Source organism: Lentzea sp. NPDC006480 (assembly GCF_040611995.1).
Classification (GTDB): Bacteria; Actinomycetota; Actinomycetes; order Mycobacteriales; family Pseudonocardiaceae; genus Lentzea.
On the sequence record NZ_JBEXPJ010000171.1, the window covers coordinates 1 to 18,828 of the forward strand.

At 70.7% G+C, this 18,828-nt stretch carries 11 protein-coding genes and 3 pseudogenes; 9 read left to right on the forward strand and 5 right to left on the reverse strand.

Annotated features, from left to right (window positions below):
• The coding region (locus ABZX92_RS38795; protein ID WP_355570466.1) for a type I polyketide synthase at positions 1–8,920 on the reverse strand (8,920 nt) is incomplete at its 3' end.
• Between the two features lie 202 nt (positions 8,921–9,122).
• Between ABZX92_RS38795 and ABZX92_RS38800 the strand changes: the two genes are divergently transcribed.
• The 3 genes from ABZX92_RS38800 to ABZX92_RS38810 all read left to right on the forward strand — a co-directional run bounded on the left by ABZX92_RS38800 (position 9,123) and on the right by ABZX92_RS38810 (position 12,049).
• On the forward strand, positions 9,123–10,664 hold the full coding sequence (locus tag ABZX92_RS38800; protein WP_355570467.1) for an aminotransferase class III-fold pyridoxal phosphate-dependent enzyme: 1,542 nt from the start codon (positions 9,123–9,125) through the stop codon (positions 10,662–10,664).
• A gap of 353 nt (positions 10,665–11,017) precedes the next feature.
• On the forward strand, positions 11,018–11,755 hold the full coding sequence (locus ABZX92_RS38805; RefSeq protein WP_355570468.1) for a methyltransferase domain-containing protein: 738 nt from the start codon (positions 11,018–11,020) through the stop codon (positions 11,753–11,755).
• Between the two features lie 93 nt (positions 11,756–11,848).
• On the forward strand, positions 11,849–12,049 hold the full coding sequence (locus tag ABZX92_RS38810; RefSeq protein WP_355570469.1) for an Lrp/AsnC ligand binding domain-containing protein: 201 nt from the start codon (positions 11,849–11,851) through the stop codon (positions 12,047–12,049).
• A gap of 22 nt (positions 12,050–12,071) precedes the next feature.
• Here the strand turns inward: ABZX92_RS38810 and ABZX92_RS38815 are convergent, their stop codons facing one another.
• The gene (locus tag ABZX92_RS38815) at positions 12,072–12,563 is read right to left on the reverse strand and encodes a MarR family winged helix-turn-helix transcriptional regulator (protein ID WP_355570470.1); all 492 of its coding nucleotides are present in this window, start codon (positions 12,561–12,563) and stop codon (positions 12,072–12,074) included.
• Between the two features lie 114 nt (positions 12,564–12,677).
• Here ABZX92_RS38815 and ABZX92_RS38820 point away from each other — a divergent pair, with 114 nt between their 5' ends.
• The 6 genes and pseudogenes from ABZX92_RS38820 to ABZX92_RS38845 all read left to right on the forward strand — a co-directional run bounded on the left by ABZX92_RS38820 (position 12,678) and on the right by ABZX92_RS38845 (position 16,676).
• Positions 12,678–13,904, forward strand: coding sequence for an amidohydrolase family protein (locus ABZX92_RS38820; RefSeq protein ID WP_355570471.1), 1,227 nt, complete (start codon positions 12,678–12,680; stop codon positions 13,902–13,904).
• Positions 13,905–14,199: 295 nt separating this feature from the next.
• On the forward strand, positions 14,200–15,513 hold the full coding sequence (locus tag ABZX92_RS38825) for a protein kinase (RefSeq protein WP_355570472.1): 1,314 nt from the start codon (positions 14,200–14,202) through the stop codon (positions 15,511–15,513).
• 224 nt (positions 15,514–15,737) lie between these two features.
• Positions 15,738–15,923 (forward strand): annotated as a pseudogene (locus ABZX92_RS38830) (cold-shock protein); the annotation flags it as partial.
• Positions 15,924–15,965: 42 nt separating this feature from the next.
• Positions 15,966–16,163: pseudogene (locus ABZX92_RS38835) on the forward strand (cold shock domain-containing protein); the annotation flags it as partial.
• Positions 16,164–16,229: 66 nt separating this feature from the next.
• A pseudogene (locus ABZX92_RS38840) lies at positions 16,230–16,391 on the forward strand (cold shock domain-containing protein); the annotation flags it as partial.
• 105 nt (positions 16,392–16,496) lie between these two features.
• Complete coding sequence (locus ABZX92_RS38845) at positions 16,497–16,676, forward strand: cold shock domain-containing protein (RefSeq protein WP_231114525.1); 180 nt, start codon at positions 16,497–16,499, stop codon at positions 16,674–16,676.
• Between the two features lie 151 nt (positions 16,677–16,827).
• Here the strand turns inward: ABZX92_RS38845 and ABZX92_RS38850 are convergent, their stop codons facing one another.
• From ABZX92_RS38850 to ABZX92_RS38860, 3 genes are all read right to left on the reverse strand, one after another.
• The gene (locus ABZX92_RS38850) at positions 16,828–17,202 is read right to left on the reverse strand and encodes a hypothetical protein (RefSeq protein ID WP_355570473.1); all 375 of its coding nucleotides are present in this window, start codon (positions 17,200–17,202) and stop codon (positions 16,828–16,830) included.
• 332 nt (positions 17,203–17,534) lie between these two features.
• Positions 17,535–18,218 carry a hypothetical protein gene (locus tag ABZX92_RS38855; RefSeq protein ID WP_355570474.1) on the reverse strand — a complete coding sequence of 228 codons (684 nt, stop codon included), beginning with the start codon at positions 18,216–18,218 and terminating at the stop codon, positions 17,535–17,537.
• Between the two features lie 39 nt (positions 18,219–18,257).
• Positions 18,258–18,828: hypothetical protein (locus ABZX92_RS38860; protein WP_355570475.1), on the reverse strand; the 571-nt coding region annotated here is incomplete at its 5' end.

Below are 18,828 nucleotides of genomic sequence, written 5' to 3' on the forward strand. Positions count from 1 at the left end.
GTCCTCCCGCGAGGGCAACGGGATCAGGGGCATGGGCGAACGGCTCGCTGACGTGCAGCGTGCGCGGCAGTACCCCGTGCTGGATGGCCTGGACCATCTTGATCACGCCGCCGACGCCGGCCGCGGCCTGGGCGTGGCCGATGTTGGACTTCAGCGAACCCAGCCACAGCGGCCCAGAAGAATTGGATCCAGAAGAATTGGATCCGGTGCGCTCGGCGCCGTAGGTGGCGAGCAGCGCCTGCGCCTCGATCGGGTCGCCGAGTGCCGTACCGGTGCCGTGCGCCTCGACCGCATCGACGTCCTGGGCGGACAGCCCGGCCTGCGCGAGTGCTTGGCGGATCACGCGTTCCTGGGCCGGACCGTTCGGGGCGGTGAGGCCGTTGGACGCGCCGTCCTGGTTGATCGCACTGCCGCGCAGCACGGCGTGCACCCGATGGCCGTTGCGCCGCGCGTCGGACAACCGCTCCAACAGCACCAGGCCGACACCTTCGCTCCACGCCGTGCCGTCGGCGTCGGCGGAGAACGACTTGCACCGGCCGTCCGGTGCGAGCCCCCGCTGCCTGCTGAACTCGACGAACGAGCCGGGGCCGGCCATCACCGTGACACCGCCGGCGAGCACGAGATCCGTCTCACCGGACCGCAGCGCCTGCGCGGCCAGGTGCAGCGCGACCAGCGACGACGAGCACGCGGTGTCGACCGTGACGGCGGGGCCCTCCAGCCCGTAGGTGTAGGCGAGCCGGCCGGAGATCACACTGGATGTGTTGCCCACCAACAGGAATCCCTCGAACTCCGGCGGCACCGACGTCAGGTGCGAGGCGTAGTCGTCGTACATCGCGCCGACGAACACCCCGGTGTTGCCGCCGCGCAAGGTGGCCGGGTCGATCACGGCGTTCTCGAAGAGCTCCCACGCGGTCTCCAGCAGCAGCCGTTGCTGCGGGTCGGTCGCGGTCGCCTCGCGCGGTGAGATGCCGAAGAACTCGCGGTCGAACAGGTCGGCGTCGTGCAGGAATCCGGCTTCGCGGGTGTAGACGGTGCCGGTGCGCTCAGGGTCCGGGCTGTAGAGCTTCTCCAGGTCCCAGCCGCGGTTGGTCGGGAACGGGCTGATCGCGTCGGTGCCGTCCGCGACGAGCCGCCACAGGTCCTCCGGCGACGCCACGCCTCCGGGGTAGCGGCAGGCCATGCCGACGATGACGATCGGGTCGTCGTCCGTGTGCCTCCTGGTCGTCGTGACCTCGGCGGGCTTGCCCTGGTTCGCCAGGAAACTCGCCAGCGCGGCGGGGTTCGGGTGGTCGAACACGACCGTCGTTGGCAGCTTGAGTCCGGTCGCCGCGCCGAGCTGGTTGCGCAGCTCGACGGCGGTCAGCGAGTCGACTCCCTGGTCCTTGAACGCCTTGGTGGGGTCGACCGCCTTGGCCGAGGCGTGTCCGAGCGCCGCCGCGGCCGCGGTGAGCACGGCCTGCAGCAGGTCGTCCTCGGTGAGCGCGGTGGCCTTCTTGGCCTTGCGGGGCCGGGTCTTGCTCGCGTCGAGCACGGCGGGCACCACGAGGGCGCCCGCGGACAGGGCCTCGTCGAACAACCGGAGCCCGTGCTCGGTCTCCAGCGGCAGCACCCCGGACCGCGTCCAGCGCGCCACGTCGGCGGCGTCCAGCGTGCTGCCCATGCCCTCGGCCCACAGCCCCCACGCGAGCGAGATCGCCGGCCGGCCGTTCGCCCGCCGGTGGTGCGCGAGCGCGTCGAGGTAGGTGTTCGCGGCGGCGTAGTTCGCCTGGCCCGGCGTGCCGAGGATGCCGGCGATCGACGAGTACAGCACGAACACGTCGAGGTCCGCGGTGAGCTCGTGCAGGTTCCACGCGCCGTCGACCTTGGGCCGCAGCACGGTTTCGACCTGCTGCGGCGTGAGCGTGCTCAGCGTCGCGTCGTCGAGCACGCCCGCCGTGTGGATCACGGCCTTGACCGGGTGCTCGGCCAGCACCGCGGCCAGCGCCTCGCGGTCTGCCGCGTCGACGGCGGCGATGTGGACCTGTGCCCCAGCCGCGGTGAGTTCGGCGGTGAGCTCGGCAGCACCGGGAGAGGCCGGGCCGCGCCTGCTCAGCAGCAGGAGTTCGCGCACGCCGTGGTTCGCGACCAGATGCCTGGCCAGCATCGAGCCGAGCCCGCCGGTGCCGCCGGTGATCAGCACGGTGCCGTCCGGGTCGAATGCCACAGGTTCGCCGTGCGTCGCCCGGCCGATCTTCGGCGCGTGGAACTCGCCGTTCCGCACGACGATCTGCGCCTCGCCGGTGGCCGCGGCAAATGCGATCGTGGTGTCCTGGGCGTTCTCGTCGAGGTCGACGAGAACGATCCGGCCGGGGTGCTCGGTCTGCGCGGTCCGGCCGAGGCCCCACAGCGGTGCCCGGCTCAGGTCGGTGACGTCCTCGCCCGGCAACGCGATCGCCCGCCGGGTGACGAGCGCGATCGTCGCGTCGCCGTCGAGGTGCGCCTGGAGCGCTTGGAGCGCTTGGACGGTCGCCTTTTCCGGCGTGGTGTCCTCGTCGAAGTCCAGGACCACGAGATCGGTCGCGGGGGTGGCGGGCGTCGCGATCACCGACCAGGTCACGGCGTGCAGCGCGTCGCTTCTGGCCGCCAGCGCGGACTTCGCGACCGGCCGCAGCACCAACTCGTCGATCGTGGCGACCGGCTCGTTCTGCTCGTCGCTGATCTCCAGCCGGAACGCGTCGGTCGTCGTCGGCGACAACCGCACGCGCAGCACTGTGGCCCCCGTCGTGTGCAACTCGGCCCCGGTCCACGTGAACGGCAGCCGGATCTCCTGCGGCCGTGCGGGGTCGGCGAGCACCGGCAGCAACGGGTGCAGCGCCGCGTCCAGCAGTGCCGGGTGCATCCCGAACCCGTCCGCCGCCGGCACACTCACCTCGGCGAACAGCTCGTTCCCGTGCTGCCACACCTTCCGCAGGCCCTGGAACGCCGGCCCGTAGTCGTACCCGAGCCCGCGCAACACGTCGTAGTCGACGGGTACGGAGGTGGCGCCGGCCGGTGGCCACGCGGTATTGGGCACACCGGCCGGCAGCTCCGCGGACGCGACCTCGCCGGTGGCGTGCCGCGTCCAGTCCTTGGTGGACAGTCGCGAATGGATGGTGACGTGGTTTTCCCGCACCCGGACCTGGATGCGGACCGTCTCGTGCTCCGGCAGCACCAGTGGTGCCTCGAGCGTCAGCTCCTCGACCCGCCCGGCCCGCCACGCCAGCTCGAGGAACGCCGTGGCAGGCAACAGCACCACGCCCTCGACCACGTGATCGGCCAGCCACGGATGGGTGGCCAACGACAACGTGCCGGTCAGCACGACCTCGTCCCCAGCGACGTCGACACTCGCGCCCAGCAACGGGTGCGCCGCGTCGTCGAGGCCCAGCGCCTTCGCGTCGGCCCTGCCCGTGGGCGCGAGCCAGTACCGCTCGCCGCCGAACGGGTAGGTGGGCAGGCTGGTCCTGCTCGCGCCGGGGTAGAACGGCGTGAAGTCGACCTCGGCCCCACTCACGTACGCACGAGCCAGGCCCGTCGCGTACGCCTCGGCTTCGGACCGCTTGGCGCTCGACAGCGCCACGGCCGGCACGTCGCCCTGCACCAGACCGGTGAGCACGGCGTCCGGGCCGATCTCGACGAACAGCGAGGTGCCTAGTTGGCCAAGTTCGATCACCGCGTCGTGGAACCGCACGGTGGCCCTGATCTGCCTGGTCCAGTACCCGGCGTCGAACTTCGTGTGCTCCGCGCCGGTCACCGTGGAGATGATCGGGATGCGCGGAGCGTGGTAGTTCAGCTCTTCGGCGATCGCGCGGAACTCGTCGAGCACCTCTTCCATGTGCGGCGAGTGGAACGCGTGGCTCACCTGCAGCTCGCGCGTGCGACGGCCCTCGGCCCGCCATTCGTCCGCGATGTGCTTCGTGGCGTCCGCGTCACCGGCGATGACGACGGCGCGCGGCCCGTTGATGCCGGCGATCGACACCGAGTCCGGCAACGTGAGCTCGTCTGCACTCGCCTCGACGGCGATCATGACGCCGTCCGCCCGTGCTGCCTGCATGAGCTTGCCGCGTGCTGCCACGAGCTTCGCGGCGTCCTGGAGGTCCAGCACGCCCGCCACGTGCGCGGCGGCCAGCTCGCCGATCGAGTGGCCGGCGAGCAGGTCCGGCGTGAGGCCGTGGTGCTCGGCCAAGCGGAACAGGGCGACCTCGACCGCGAACAACGCGGGCTGCGTGTACCCGGTCTGGTGCAGCGCCTCGTCGTTGAGGACTTCGCTGAGCGGCCGGTCAAGGTGCGGGTCGATGGCGGCTTGGACCTCGGCGAACGCCTTCGCGAACGGCTCGAAGCGCTCGGCGAGCTCGCGGCCCATGCCGAGGCGTTGGGCGCCTTGTCCGGTGAACAGGTAGGCGGTCTTGCCCGGGGTGGCGGTGCCGCGCACGACGTTCTGGGTGGTTTCGCCGTTGGCGAGCGCGGTCAGACCGGCGGCGTGGTCGGGTCCCAGGACCACGGCGCGGTGCGGGAAGTGGGTACGGGTGGTCAGCGACCAGCCGATGTCGGCCGGGGTTGCCTGGCGCTCGCCGGTGTCGGTGTGAACCGCTGGGAGGTCGCGCAGATTCGCGGCGAACCTGTGCACTGCGTCCTCCGTCTGCGCGGAGAACGCCCACGGGATCGATCCAGCCTCGCCGGCCCCCTGGGGGGATCGGGTCCCCACTCCAATCGTCTCAGGCAGCACCGACAATTCCGGTCCCGCCGGCGCCTGCTCGACGATCACGTGCGCGTTGGTCCCGCTGATCCCGAACGACGACACGCCGGCCCGCCGCGTATCCGTAGCAGGCCACGGGCGTGCGTCCACGGCCAGCTCCACCGCACCGGACGTCCAGTCCACCCGCGGCGTCGGCGAGTCCACGTGCAGAGTCGCGGGCACCACACCGTGCCGCATCGCCTCGACCATCTTGATCACGCCGCCCACTCCGGCCGCCGCCTGCGCGTGCCCGATGTTGGACTTCAGCGAACCCAGCAGCAGCGGCCCGGAAGAATTGGATCCGGTGCGCGAGGCGCCGTAAGTGGCCAGCAGCGCTTCCGCCTCGATCGGGTCGCCCAGCGACGTGCCGGTGCCGTGCGCCTCGACCACGTCGACATCGGCCGCGGACAGGCCGGCGTCGGCGAGCGCCTGCTTGATGACTCGTTGCTGGGAAAGACCGTTCGGGGCGGTGAGGCCGTTGGACGCGCCGTCCTGGTTGATCGCCGTGCCGCGGATGACCGCGAGCACCTCGTGACCGTTGCGCTGAGCGTCGGACAGCCGTTCGACGACGAGCAGGCCCACGCCCTCCGCCCAGGACGTGCCGTCGGCGTCACTGGAGAACGACTTGCAGCGCGCGTCGTGCGCCAGGCCCTGCTGGCGCGAGAACTCCAGGAACATGCCCGGCGTCGACATGACCGTCACGCCGCCCGCGATCGCGAGTGTCGACTCGCCGCGGCGCAGCGACTGCACGGCCAGGTGCAGCGCCACGAGCGACGACGAGCACGCGGTGTCGACGGTGAGCGCGGGGCCGACGAAGCCGAACTGGTAGGCGATCCGGCCGGACATCACGCTCGCGGTGGTGCCGGTGAGCAGGTGTCCCTCGGCGCTGTCCGGGGCGTCGTGCTGGCGGGGGCCGTAGTCACCGGCCGTCGCACCGACGAAGACGCCGGTTCTGGTGCCGCGCAACGACTTCGGCGTGAGGCCGGCGCGTTCGACGGCTTCCCACGCGGTCTCCAGCAGGAGGCGCTGCTGGGGGTCCATCGCCTGCGCCTCGCGGGGCGAGATGCCGAAGAACGCGGCGTCGAACCGGTCGGCGCCGACCAGAAAACCGCCTTCGCCGACGGTGCTCCTGCCCGAGACGTCGGCCCAGCCGCGGTCGACGGGGAACGGCGAGATCGCGTCGCCGCGGTTCGCCACCAGCTGCCACAGGTCGTCCGGCGACGAGATGCCGCCGGGGTAGCGGCAGGCCATGCCGACGATCGCGATCGGTTCGTCCGAAGTGGACTCAAGAACCACGTCGTCGCCGGTTGAGCGACCGGCCATGGCGTCGCTGATGAACGTGACCAGTGACTGTGGCGTGGGGTGGTCGAACAGCAGTCCGGACGGCAGCCGCAGACCGGTGGCCCTGGCGAGGTTCTCGCGCAGCTCCTGCGTCATCAGCGAGCTGAAGCCGAGGTCGCGGAACGGCAGGTCCATCTCGATCGGGGCACGCTGCCCGAGCACCGCCGCGACGTGCGCGACGACCGTTTCCTGAACCGAGTGCTGTTCCTGCGGCGCCGCCACGGTCTCCGGGAGCTCGGTGACCCAGTGGCGCTCGCGCTGGAACGCGTACGTCGGCAGGCCGACTCGCCGCGCCGACGGGAAGAACGTGGTCAGGTCACCGTTCCCGCCACGGACGAACGCACGGCTGATCGCCGCGATCACGGTGCGCTGCTCGGGTTGTCCCGCCCGCACCAACGGTTCGGCGTGCACGCCGAGGTCGCTCTCCGCGATCATCGACGAGCACACGCCGTCCGGGCCGATCTCGACGACCGTGCGCACCCCCGCATCGGCGAGCACCCGCATGGCGTCGAGGAACCGCACCGGCTGCCGCACCTGGTCGACCCAGTAGCCGGCCCCGAGGTCAGACTCCGGTGTCACGGTGGAGACGAACGGGATCCGCGGCTCGTGGAAGGTCAGGCCGGCGATCGCCTCACGGAACTCCGCGAGCATCGGCTCCATCCGCGGCGAGTGGAACGCATGGCTCACCGCGAGCTGCTTCGTCTTGTGGCCCTTGGCCTTCAGCGCGGCGACGAGGCCGAACACGTCCTGCTCGTCACCGGAGAGCACCAGCGAGGAAGGGCTGTTCACCGCCGCGACGGCGACCGTGGCGGGCAGTACCGGGAGCTGGTCCTCTGCCGCCTGCGCGGCGACCATCACGCCACCGGACGGCAGCGCCTGCATGAGCCGGCCGCGCGCGGCGACCAGCACGCAGGCATCCCGCAGCGACAGCACTCCGGCGACGTGCGCGGCGGCGATCTCGCCGATCGAGTGGCCCGCGACGAAGTCCGGGGTCAGGCCGTGCGACTCGGCCAGACGGAACAGCGCGACCTCGACCGCGAACAGCGCGGGCTGGGTGAAGCCGGTCTGGTCGAGCCCGTCGCCGTCGGCGATCACCTCGCGCAACGGCCTGGGCAGCAACGGGTCCAGGTGCGCGCAGACCTCGTCGAACGCCGCGCGGAACACCGGTTCGGACGCGTGCAGCTCCAGACCCATGCCGACGCGCTGCGCACCCTGCCCGGTGAACACGAACCCGAGCGGGCCGGGTGCCTCGCCGTCGAACAGGACACCCGCGACGGGCAGTCCGGCGGCCACCGCCTCCAAGCCGATCTTCAGCTCGTGGCGGTCGGCCGCGACGACAACGCCGCGCCGGCCGAACAGCGTGCGGGTGGACAGCGCAGACCAGCCGACGTCGGCCGGCCGCACGTCGTGGCACGCGACGAACTCGGCGAGCTTCGCGGCCTGGGCGCGCAGAGCGCTCTCGGTGCGGCCGGAGAGCACGACCGGGACGGGGCGCGAATCTGGTTGTTCTGCCGAGGGTTCCCGGACTGCCGGGCCCTGCGCGAGCACCACGTGACAGTTCGTGCCGCCCATGCCGAACGAGCTGACGCCCGCGACCAGCGGCCGGTCCGGATGCGGCCACTCGCCATCGCTGTCGTTGACCGCGATGTTCAACGCGTCGAACGGGATCACCGGGTTGGGGGTGCGGAAGTTGAGGCTCGCGGGCAGCCGCCGGTGCGCGATGCTGAGCACCGCCTTGATCAGCCCGGCGATGCCGGCCGCGCCTTCGAGGTGGCCGATGTTGGTCTTGACCGAACCCACGCGCAGCGGGTCGCCCGCCGGCCGGTGCACGCCGATCGCCCGGCCCAGCGCGGTCGCCTCGATCGGGTCGCCGACCGGCGTCCCGGTGCCGTGCAGCTCCACGTACTGGACCTCGTCCGGAGTGATGCCCGCCCGGCGGTGCGCGGCGCGGATCACCAGTTCCTGCGCGTCGGCGCTGGGCACGGTGAGGCCCGGCGTGGCGCCGTCGTTGTTGACCGCGCTGCCGAGGATCACGCCGTGCACGCGGTCGCCGTCCGCCACGGCCTGGCGCAGCGGCTTGAGCACGACGACACCGGCGCCCTCACCGCGGACGTATCCGTTGGCGCGCGCGTCGAAGGTGAAGCAGCGGCCGTCGGGGGACAGTCCGCCGAACCGCTCGGCGCCCACGATCGTCTCGGCCAGGATGTTGAGGTTCACGCCGCCCGCGATCGCGAGGCCGGTCTCGCCGGTGCGCAGGCTCTCGCAGGCGAGGTGCACGGCGACCAGCGACGACGACTGGCTGGTGTCGACCGTGAGGCTCGGGCCGCGCAGGCCGAGCGCGTACGAGACGCGGTTGGCGATGACGCCGCGGTGCACGCCGGTGTTCGTGTGCTGCGTGATGCCGCGATCACCCTGCCGGTAGACGAGGCTCGCGTAGTCCTCGCGCGCGGTGCCGACGAACACGGCCGCCGAGGTGCCGTCGAGGCTCTGCGCGACGATGCCCGCGTCCTCGAGCGCCTCCCAGGTCAGCTCCAGCAGCAGGCGCTGCTGCGGGTCCATGACCACGGCCTCGCGCGGTGACACCCCGAAGAAGGCGGCGTCGAACGCGGCGATGTCGTCGAGAAAACCGCCACGCCGAATCGCTTTTCCGGTGTCCTCGGAAATCGTTTCCCACCGGTGCGCGGGCATCTCGGTGATGGCGTCGCGGCCGCTCCGCAGCAGGTCCCAGAACTCCACCGGATTCGACGCCGAAGGCAGCCTGCAGGAAACCCCGACGATCGCGATCGGTTCGTGCTGTTCCTTGCGTGCGGAATGCTGCTCACTCGTCATCGCACTCGGCTGCCCTTCCGGGTAGGTGGTGGTGATTCGGCTTCGAGAAATCTTCGAGCCGGGTTCGAGCGTAGCCAGCTTTGGATGTTCCGAGCGGTTTGCCGGTCCTGCCCCGGTAACCGCTCGATCGCGGAGTTTGCGCGGTTACCGGGCTGTTACTGCAAGACCTCTGCGAGAGTGCCGTTACCGCTACGGTCGGCCCGTGACCAGCGACTTGAGGACGGAGATGAACCCGGTGACCGAGCAGATCGAACTCGCGGAACCCCATCTGGCCGGATGGCTGGCGTCGCTGGGACTGGGCGTCGAGTACGTGCGGGCGGCCGGAAACCGCCTGTACTACCTCGATGCCGACGGCACCGAGGTGGAAGTGCTGGACCTCGTCGGCGGTTACGGTTCGACGATTCTCGGCCACAACAACCCGGAACTGGTCGAATACGCTAAATCGTTGCTCGACGCGGGCACGCCCATTCACGCACAGTTCTCCCGGCACCCGTACGCGAACGAACTCGCGTGGCAGGTGAACGCGATCATTCGCCGCGAATTCGACACTTCCGAGCCCTATTCGGCGATTTTCGCGAACAGTGGCGCGGAATCGATCGAAATCGCGCTGAAGCACGCCGAGCTCGACCGCGTCATGCGGCTCGCCGAGGTGTCCGCGCAGATCGAGCGGAACCTCGTGGAGATCCAGGCGTCGCTGGGTTCGGCAGCAGACGACCTGGTGGCCGAGGTCCGCGCCGCCAACGCCGAGCGCGTGCTGACGGCCCCGGTGTTCCTGGCGCCGGAGGGTTCGTTCCACGGCAAGCTCGTCGGCAGCGTTCAGCTCACCCACAACCCCGGCTACCGCACCCCGTTCCGCGCGCTGGCCGCTCAGTGCCGCTTCGTGCCGCAGGACGACGCCGAAGCGCTGACGAAGATCGTCGCCGAGGAACGGAAGACGTTGCTGGACCTGGAGGTCGTCGACGGCGCCGCCCGCATCGTCGAACGCGACCTGCCGGTGATCGCCGCGTTCGTGCTGGAGCCGATCCAGGGAGAGGCGGGCATCCGCGAGCTCGACCGGGCGTTCGCCGCACGGGTCCGCGCGGTCGCGGACGAGCTGGGCTGCCCGGTCGTGATCGACGAGGTACAGAGCGGCATGGGCCGCTCCGGCGCGTTCTTCGCCAGCTCGCACCTCGGACTGCAGGGCGACTACTTCACCTTGGCCAAGAGCCTCGGCGGCGGCATCGCCAAGGCGGGCCTGACGCTGGTGCGCTCGAGCCGGTACCGCACCGACTTCGAGCTGGTGCACAGCTCGACGTTCGCCAAGGACAGCTTCTCCACGCTGATCGCGTCGAAGACGGTCGAACTGCTGGAGGCGGCCGACGGCGAGGCGTACCGCCTGGCCGAGCACCGCGGCACCCAGCTGCGCGCGATGCTCGAGAAGCTGCGCGGCGAGTTCCCGGCCGTGATCGCGGACGTGCGCGGACGCGGCCTGATGCTGGGCCTGGAGTTCGCGGACCTGTCCGGTTCCCCGGACGACACCATCCGCGAGCAGGCGGAGTCGGGCCTCGTCGGTTACCTGTTCTCCGGCTACCTGCTGCGCGCACACGCGGTCCGCATGTTCCCGACCGCGAGCGCCACGAGCACGTTGCGGCTGGAGCCGTCGGTCTACCTCGACGACGCGGACATCGCACGCCTGGAAACCGCACTGCGCGGCCTGATCGCGGTGCTGCAGGCGCACGACGGCAAGACGCTGCTGGGCATCTGATCACGGCCCGGTCGGCGCGGGTGTTGTCGCCGGCACGCCCGCGCCGTGCCCGCCGATCGCCCGTCCCGCCCGCTGACGATCACGCCGCCAGTCCACCTGCGGCGCGCACCTCGTCGAGCAACGCCGACGCGCTCGCGGTGTCGGTAGCGGTGGGGAGCAGGCGTTGCGCGTCAGCAGGCCCTCGGCCGTGACGCCCAGGTGCTGAGGGTTGCCGCGGGGAAAGGTCCGCTATGACAACCTCAGCTCTGCGGTCGCTCAAGTTCTCGGCTTCGCCTGGGCACGAGAAGGGCGGCGCCGAGGGGCGAGTCCGCGGCTTGGGCAGGATGTCTGCCGTGACATCACACTCCGCGCAGGTGAGCCGGTCCCGACCGTTCTACGCCGATCATGCCGCAGCTTACGACCTGCTCATCACGGATCCGGCGGAGCCCTGGGTCGACGCGGTCCACGACGTGCTCGTGCGGGCCGGCCATCACGCGGCGTCAGTGCTGGACGCAGGCTGCGGGACCGGCCGGCATGCCGCCGCCCTCGCGGCCAAAGGCCACCACGTCGACCTCGCCGATGCAGCCGGCGCACTCCTGGACCAGGCGGCGAAACGGTGTCCCGCGGCACGGCGCTACCAGGCCGACCTGTGCTCGCTCGACGTCGCATCGCCATACCAGGCGGTGACCTGCCGCGGCGTGCTGAACGACATGATCACCGATGCCGAACGCGACGCGGTTCTCGGCTCGCTCGCGAGCAGTCTGCAGGAGGGCGGTCTGCTGATACTCGACGTCCGCGACGAGCACGGGTCCCGGGAACGCGCAGACGGGACGCCCCGTGAACGGACCGTGGAACTCGGCCCGGGGAAACAGCTGATCTTCACCAGCACCGTCACATGGCAGGCGGGAATGCTGCATGTCCACGAGCAGTACGACCTTCTTGCACAAGACGAGCCTCGGCAAAGGTCGAGCTACGACTTCATGATGCGTCCCTGGAGCACGGCAGAACTCCGCCAGCGTCTGTCCACGGCAGGTTTCCACGACATCGAGATCGGACCCGGAGCCGGACGGAAGACCGCCGACCGGCTGTTCATCGTCGCCGTCCGTCGATAACCGTCTCGCGGCCCTCGCCTCCAGGCATGCGGACGCCGTTCTGACGGCATGATCGTGGGTATGGCGACCGCAGGTCGATGAGGCCGTGGTGGTGTGGTCGCGCTCTCCGAGGTCGTGTTCTGCCACCACATCACCGGCAACTACGAGCACCTCCTGCACGTCGAGGTCGCCGATCTGCCCGCGTACGAGGACTTCCACGCCAACAAGCTGGCGAGCCTGCCCGCCGTGGCGGCCGTCAACAGCTACGTCACGATGAAGACGCTGTCCGCAGGCACCGCGAAACCGTCGAGCTGATCCGGCCTCGCGGCCGGTCGGATCACTCCGCCGCGGCAGGACCGCCGGGCCGGCTCTCGCGGCGTTGCCGTGCCGTCCAGTCCGAGCTGTCCTGGCTGTAGCGGATCAGGAACCGCGCGAACTGGTCGCGTTCGGCGGCTGTCCACGCGGTCGTGATGAGCTCGAAGGTCTCACGCTGCTCGGAGGCGAAGCGGCCGCGCTCTGCCTCGCCGGCCTCGGTGAGCTCCAGGACCGTGCGGCGGCCGTCCGCCTGGGAGACGGCTCGCCTCAGCAGGCCGTCCGCGATGCACGCGGCCACGGTCCGGCTGGCGACGGGCTGGGCGACCCCCATCTCGGCGGCCACCCCGCCGACCGTCATCTCGCCAGGGCACTCGTGGACGAGGTTCAGCAGGAGGTTGCGGGTGAGGTCTCCACGTCCACCGGAGGTCCGGCGGCGCAGCCGTGACAGCGCGGGCCCGACCTGGTCGAGCAGGCGTTCGTCGCCGGCTCCTTCAGGTGGAGGCGTGTTGCTCATCCGCCCACTGTAGCAACTACGAATCACATCACATCTACATACCTTTGAGCATTCGCATACCTAAAGGTATATGATTCGCCGCGAGAGCACGCCCACCACCTGACAAGGCAGGTCATGACCGCAACCACCATCACCGCAGCCAAGGTCTTCGACGGCGAGAAGATCCTCGGTGTCACCACCGTGACCATCGAGGACGGAAAGATCGTCCAGGTCGGGGGAGAGGCGCCCGCCGGAGCCGACGTGGTCGACGGGACCGGCGCGACTTTGCTGCCGGGCTTGATCGACGCGCACGTCCACAGCAGTCCGGACTCCCTCGCGCTGGCGTTGCGCTTCGGGGTGACCACGGAACTGGAGATGCAGGGCACCAACACGCGCGCCCGGCGAGCCGGCATCAGTCGGGACGACGCGGTCGCAGACGTGCGCTCGGCAGGCTTCGGCCTCACCCCGCCCGGCGGACACCCCAGCGAACTCTTCCCGCCGGGCTTCAACCCCGGCGGCGCCGCGGGCCCGCCCAGCGGCGAACCGCCGTTCCACCCGGACGCCACCAGCCCGCAGGGCGCGGCGGCATCCATCCCGAAGCTGCTCGCGCACGGCTCGGACTACATCAAGTTCATGATTGACGACGGCAGCGTGGAGGGACATCCGGGCCTGCCGATGATCGACCAGGCCACCCTGAACGCGGGTGTGGCCGAGTCCAGGAAGTACGGCGCACTCACCGTCGCCCACACGCTGACCATCGACGCCACCAGGATGGCCCTGGAGGCCGGAATCGACGGCCTGGCGCACCTGTTCGTCGAGCCCCACGACCCCGAGATCATCTCCATGATCAAGGACGCCGGCATGTTCGTGGTCCCGTGCGCGGTCCTCAACGCCTCGCTGATGGGCATCACGGGCGACGAGCTCGCCGACGACCCGCGCGTCGCCTCGCGGTTGAACGAGGACTGGGAGAAGACCCTGCGCTCCAGCTTCAACTGCTACCCGCAGGGCGACATCGAGGACGTCCTGACGACCATCAAAGCGCTCAGCGACGCCGGCGTCGACATCCTGGTGGGCACCGACGCCTCCGTTCCCCTGCCGTTCCTCGGCGGCCTCGCCCACGGCGCCAGCGTCCACCACGAACTGCAGTACCTGGTGAGGGCCGGACTAACCCCGCCCCAGGCCCTGCGCGCCGCGACGGCCACGACGGCCCGGCGTTTTGCGCTGGCCGACCGCGGCCGCATCGCCGAGGGCCTGCGCGCCGACCTCCTCCTCGTCGACGGAGACCCCACCACCACGATCTCGGACACCCTCAACACCCGTGCCGTGTGGCGCCGCGGAACTCGACTGGGCCCAGTCCGGTAAGTCCACCCACCGGGCGCGGGGATCACCGTGCAGCGGAGCCGTTCGGCGCTGTGGTGGGCGCCGAGACCGCCGGTGAATCACGCAGGCTTCGCCACGATCTCAGCCTTCCTCGTGGTCCGATGCACGGCTGAACGACGTGGTCGCCGCGTCGTTCGCGGCTCACCACCGGCCGACGCCGACGCTCCGACCACCGTTACGACAAAGGTCGCGTCACGGGTGCGGGTGCGGCTCCAGAACCCAGTTCGCGCGAAGTCGAAGGTGGCCGATGGTCGGCTCAGCCAAGTAGCGTCGGCTTGTGCCAGAAGAGGGTGAGGTCATCGCCGGGCGGTACCGGCTGGTGTCGTCGATCGGGCAAGGATCCATGGGGGTCGTCTGGCAGGCGCGCGACGAGCAGCTCGACCGCGTGGTCGCGGTCAAGTTGCTCAACACGGACCGGCGGTCCCCGGACGCGGTGGCGCAGATGCTGCGCGAGGGCCGGGTCGCCGGTCGGCTGCGGCACCCGCACGCGATCAGCGTGTACGAGGTCGTCGAGCACGACGGCAAGCCCTGTCTGGTGCTGGAGTACCTGCCCTCCCGCAGCCTCGCGGCGCTGATCGCCGAACGGGGCGCGCTACCGCCGGGCGTGGTCGCGGCCGTGGGCAGGCAGGTCGCCGCCGCGCTGGTGGCGGCGCACGCAGAGGGCATCGTGCACCGGGACGTCTCGACGTTCAACGTCCTGCTGGCCGAGGACGGCATCGCGAAGATCACCGACTTCGGCATCGCCCGCGCGGTCGGCGAGGGCACGGTGACCGACGCCCGCTTGATCGTCGGCACGCCGGCCTTCCTGGCGCCGGAGGTGGCGGCGGGCGAGGCGGCGACGTTCGCCTCGGACGTGTTCTCCCTCGGCGCGACCCTCTACGCGGCACTGGAGGGCACGCCGCCGTTCGGTGTGGACGACAACCCCTACGCGCTCCTGCAACGCGTGGTCCGGGGGGAGTTCGAGCCGCCACGGTCGGGTGGCCCGCTCGGCGAGGTGCTCCTGCGCCTCCTGCATCGTGACGCGGCCCAACGCCCGACGATGGCCGAGACCCACAAGCTGCTCGCGGCGGTCGCGGAGGGACTGCCGCTGCCCGCTGCGCCCCCGAAGAGCGGGACGCGGATGCTGCTCGTCCGCCGCCACCTGCCACGCCGGGTGATCGCGATGGTCGCCGGTGCGGCCGTCCTGGTCGCCGCCGGTGTTGTGATCGGCACCGTCGTGCAGAGCGACCGGCCCAGCAGCAGCGCCCAGACCAACTCCACCACGGCGACGACCACGGTCACGACCGCGACCGCCTGCGATGCCCGTTACGAGGTGACCAACTCGTGGCCGGGCGGCTACCAGGTCGAGGTGACCGTGCGCAACACCAGCCCAGGCGGCCTGACCGGCTGGACCATCACGTGGCAGCCGGCTGCGGGCCACACCATCGGCAACCTGTGGAACGGCACCCTGACCCAGAACGCGACCGCGGTGACCGTCACCAACGCCGGCCACAACGCCGTGCTCGCCGCCGGGGGAACCACCTCGTTCGGGTTCGTCGCCGCCGGTCCTGAACCCGCTCGCCCGGCCGTGACCTGCTCCACCGCCAACTGAAACGCTGGCTTACCGGTCAACGGAAGCGAGGCGGCGGGACTCCAGGAACGCCGCCACCAGGCAATGAGGACGTCCGCACACTCGGGCAACGGCTGGTGACGGCGCGCGAACTCGGTGACTTCGGCGATGTGCTCACGGCGGAGCTGCCGCGCGCCGGGATCAGGGTGTAAATACGGCGCCTGGGACACTGGACCCCCGACCACCCGCTAGACCAGGAGTGCACCGTGCAGCAGGGAACCGTCCGCTGGTACGACCTCGAGCGCGGCTTCGGCTTCCTCGCCCCCGACGACGGCAGCGCCGACATCTTCGTGCACGTCTCGCAGGTGCAGGGCGAGGGCGCGGCCCGGGCGCTGCGCGAGGGCCAGACGGTGGAGTTCGAGACCGGTGAGGGACCCCGCGGTCCGCAGGCGTTGCACGTCGCCGTCACCGGGGACGTCGCGCCTGACGCGACCCTGGGCGTGCTCGCCACCGTCTCCTGGTACGAGCCGGCCAAGGGCTACGGGTTCGCCGCGCCGGACGGCGGGGGTGCGGAGGTGTTCGTGCACTCCTCCGCCATCGTCACCGGGGGCGTCCTCGCGGCCGGGCAGCGGGTGGCCTTCGTCGTCATCGCCGGGGAGAAGGGGCCGCAGGCCCAGCACGTGGTGCCGCTGAGCTTCGACGCCGGGGTCCGCAGGGCCCCTCTGGTCGCGCCCGGTGACGGCGCCGACGGCTCCGTCCTGTGGTTCGACGAGGAGAAGTCGTTCGGCTTCGTGGCCGCCGACGACGGGGCGGGCGACGTCTTCCTGCACGTGCGCGCCCTGGTCGACGAGGGGTACCTGCCGGCCGAGGGCGACCGGGTCTCGTTCACCGCGGTCACCGTGGACCAGGGTCGTCAGGCGCGCGAGGTGCGGTTCGTGGCCACCGGCGAGCCGGTGGAGGCCGCCGCCGCCCCCAGCCAGGCCCGTTCGGCCGCCCGGCCGGCAGCCCGCGCCGGCGACGGCACGGTGGCCCGCTACGACGCCGACCGCGGCTTCGGCTTCATCACCCCCGACGCGGGCGGGCCCGACCTCTTCGTGCACGTCTCGGTGGTCTCCGGCGAGCCCCTGGTGGCCGGCGAGCGGGTGCGCTTCCGCATCCGGCAGAGCGACCGGGGCCCGCAGGCCGATGCCGTCGAGCACGCCTGACCGTCCGGGACGGTCCTACGACGCCTCGAGCGGGCGATGTAGCGGCGCTGCCACGGCGTCTCGACCGCCCAGTGGTCCATGCCATGCGGCCATTCGACCGCAGTCCTGCAGTCACGGCTACAAAGCCACGCCCGGCAACCAGCAGAGCTGATCAGTACCCCTGAACCCAGGGCGTGCAGGCGACGAACGGGTCGCCGAACTGGTTGTAGAACCACGAGCACCCCCGCCAGCGCAGCGGCGAGCCCGAGTAGCGGTACTCGGTGTAACCGCGACCGGCGGCAAGGTGGTTGGTCCTGTCGCTGTCGATCCACACGTCGACGTTGCGGCTGTTGTTCAGCGCGGCCTTGATGATCCCGGGGTAGGCGGTGACGCTGACGAAATCGCCGTTGTAGTCGTAGCGGCAGTTGCGGTACCCGCTGCCCTGGCTGCAACCGGTGGCCGACGCGGCCGGTGCGGCGACAACGGCGGCCCCCAGCACCAATCCGGCGGCGGCCAGTGCAGTGGCGAAACGGTTGAACATGATCATGGCGGAAACGCTATCCAATTGACCTTGTGACAATCTTGCACAGCAGGTCAGCAGGCCTGAACGTCGGCGAACAACATCTTGGACGCCGCGGGCAGCCCCGCCGCTGACGGCTTCGGAGACGACTGGGATCAGGGCCGCACCGCACACGACAAGCCGCCGGGCGATGTGGAAACCATCTGCTGTCCATTTTGGACACAGGTGGGCGGAGCCGGGACATGTGACGTCTGGACCCGATGAGAATCTATGAGCGCTGACAAGGCATGCGTGCCGATGGGGCCGTCTCCTGGGCCTGCGGGCATTCGTCGCCGTGGGACGCGGTCATGGACAGACGTTCAGTTGCGGTGGGCCAGCCGCAGGTAGGCGGCGTCGAAGGCCTGTTGGTATGGAGCGAAGCACGCGGTGTGCGCGGCGTTCGCAGCCTTTCCCCGCTCCTCGTCGGCCTCGCCGATCAGCCGGTACACGTCGTCGATCCTGCTGACCCCGTAGCCTCGGGCGGACATGCAGCCCAGGTACGTCCGCTCGGCCGCCTGGACGGCGGGGTCGGCGCGCACCTTCGCCGCCGAGGTGTCGCCCTGCTGGGCCTGCCGGTCCAAGCTCTCGCCCCACGCCTGCGCGTAGGTGGTGTAGTAGCAGCCCTCCCAGGTGTCGTCGCCGTAGAGGGCGTCGCCCCACGCCTGCTGCTGCTCCGGCCGCAATGCGCCGACGCGGGACTGGTTGGGATCGGGTGGCGTGGACGCCTGCGCCTGGGCCACCGCGGACTTCGGATCGCGGTGCTGCCGCACGGCCGCGCGACGGGCCTCCTCGATGGCCACATCGCGCGGCACGGCGACCGCGTAGTCGAAACCGCGGCCTCGCATGCATTCCGCGATCAACGATTCGTGGTGCAGTGCGGTCCCGGCGAGCGCCGACGGCCCGTCACCGCGGCCAGGCGTTGTGACGAGGTACGAGGTCACCGCGACGGCCGCCACCGCCACCACGCCGGCGGCGAGCAGAGTGCGGGTACGGGGCAGAGCCATGTCGACGCTCCCGGAGAGATCAGCTGTGCCGCGGGCTGGTCAGGACTGGACGGTCAGGAAGCCTTTGCTTTGGCCGTACGAGGCGGCGAACATGGTGTGCAGGTGCGACCGGTCGGTCTGATTGATCTTGACGCACCCGGCGGAGCCGTAGTTGGAGTCGGACCATCCGCCCGTGCCCTGGGAGTGGATGAACAGCTCGGTGCGGTACTTGCTGCCGTTGTAACAGATCTTGTCGCCGAGGTCCCACACCCATCCGGTGACCACCGAGTTGCCCCAGTCCTTGTAGTAGTGCGTGAAGTGGTCGCGGTCGCCGTTGCCGTCGTTGTTGTTGCTGTAGTTCCCGTCCGGCAGCCAGCCCTGGTTCGTCGTGCAGTCGTTCTCGTTGCCGTTGCCGCTCCCGGCGCGCATGGTGATCCGGTGCCGGGCTCCGTTGACGCTGACCCACGCGGTCAGCGTGCTGTTGAGCGGTGAGGACCAGTTCTTCTGGTACACGAACCACGGGCCGTCGTAGTAGTGGTGGACGCCCTGCCCGAGGCGGGCCTGGTGGACGGCATGACGGTGCTGGGCGCGCTGACGCTTTCCGAAGTCCTGGCCTGGCTCCGCGCCGAGA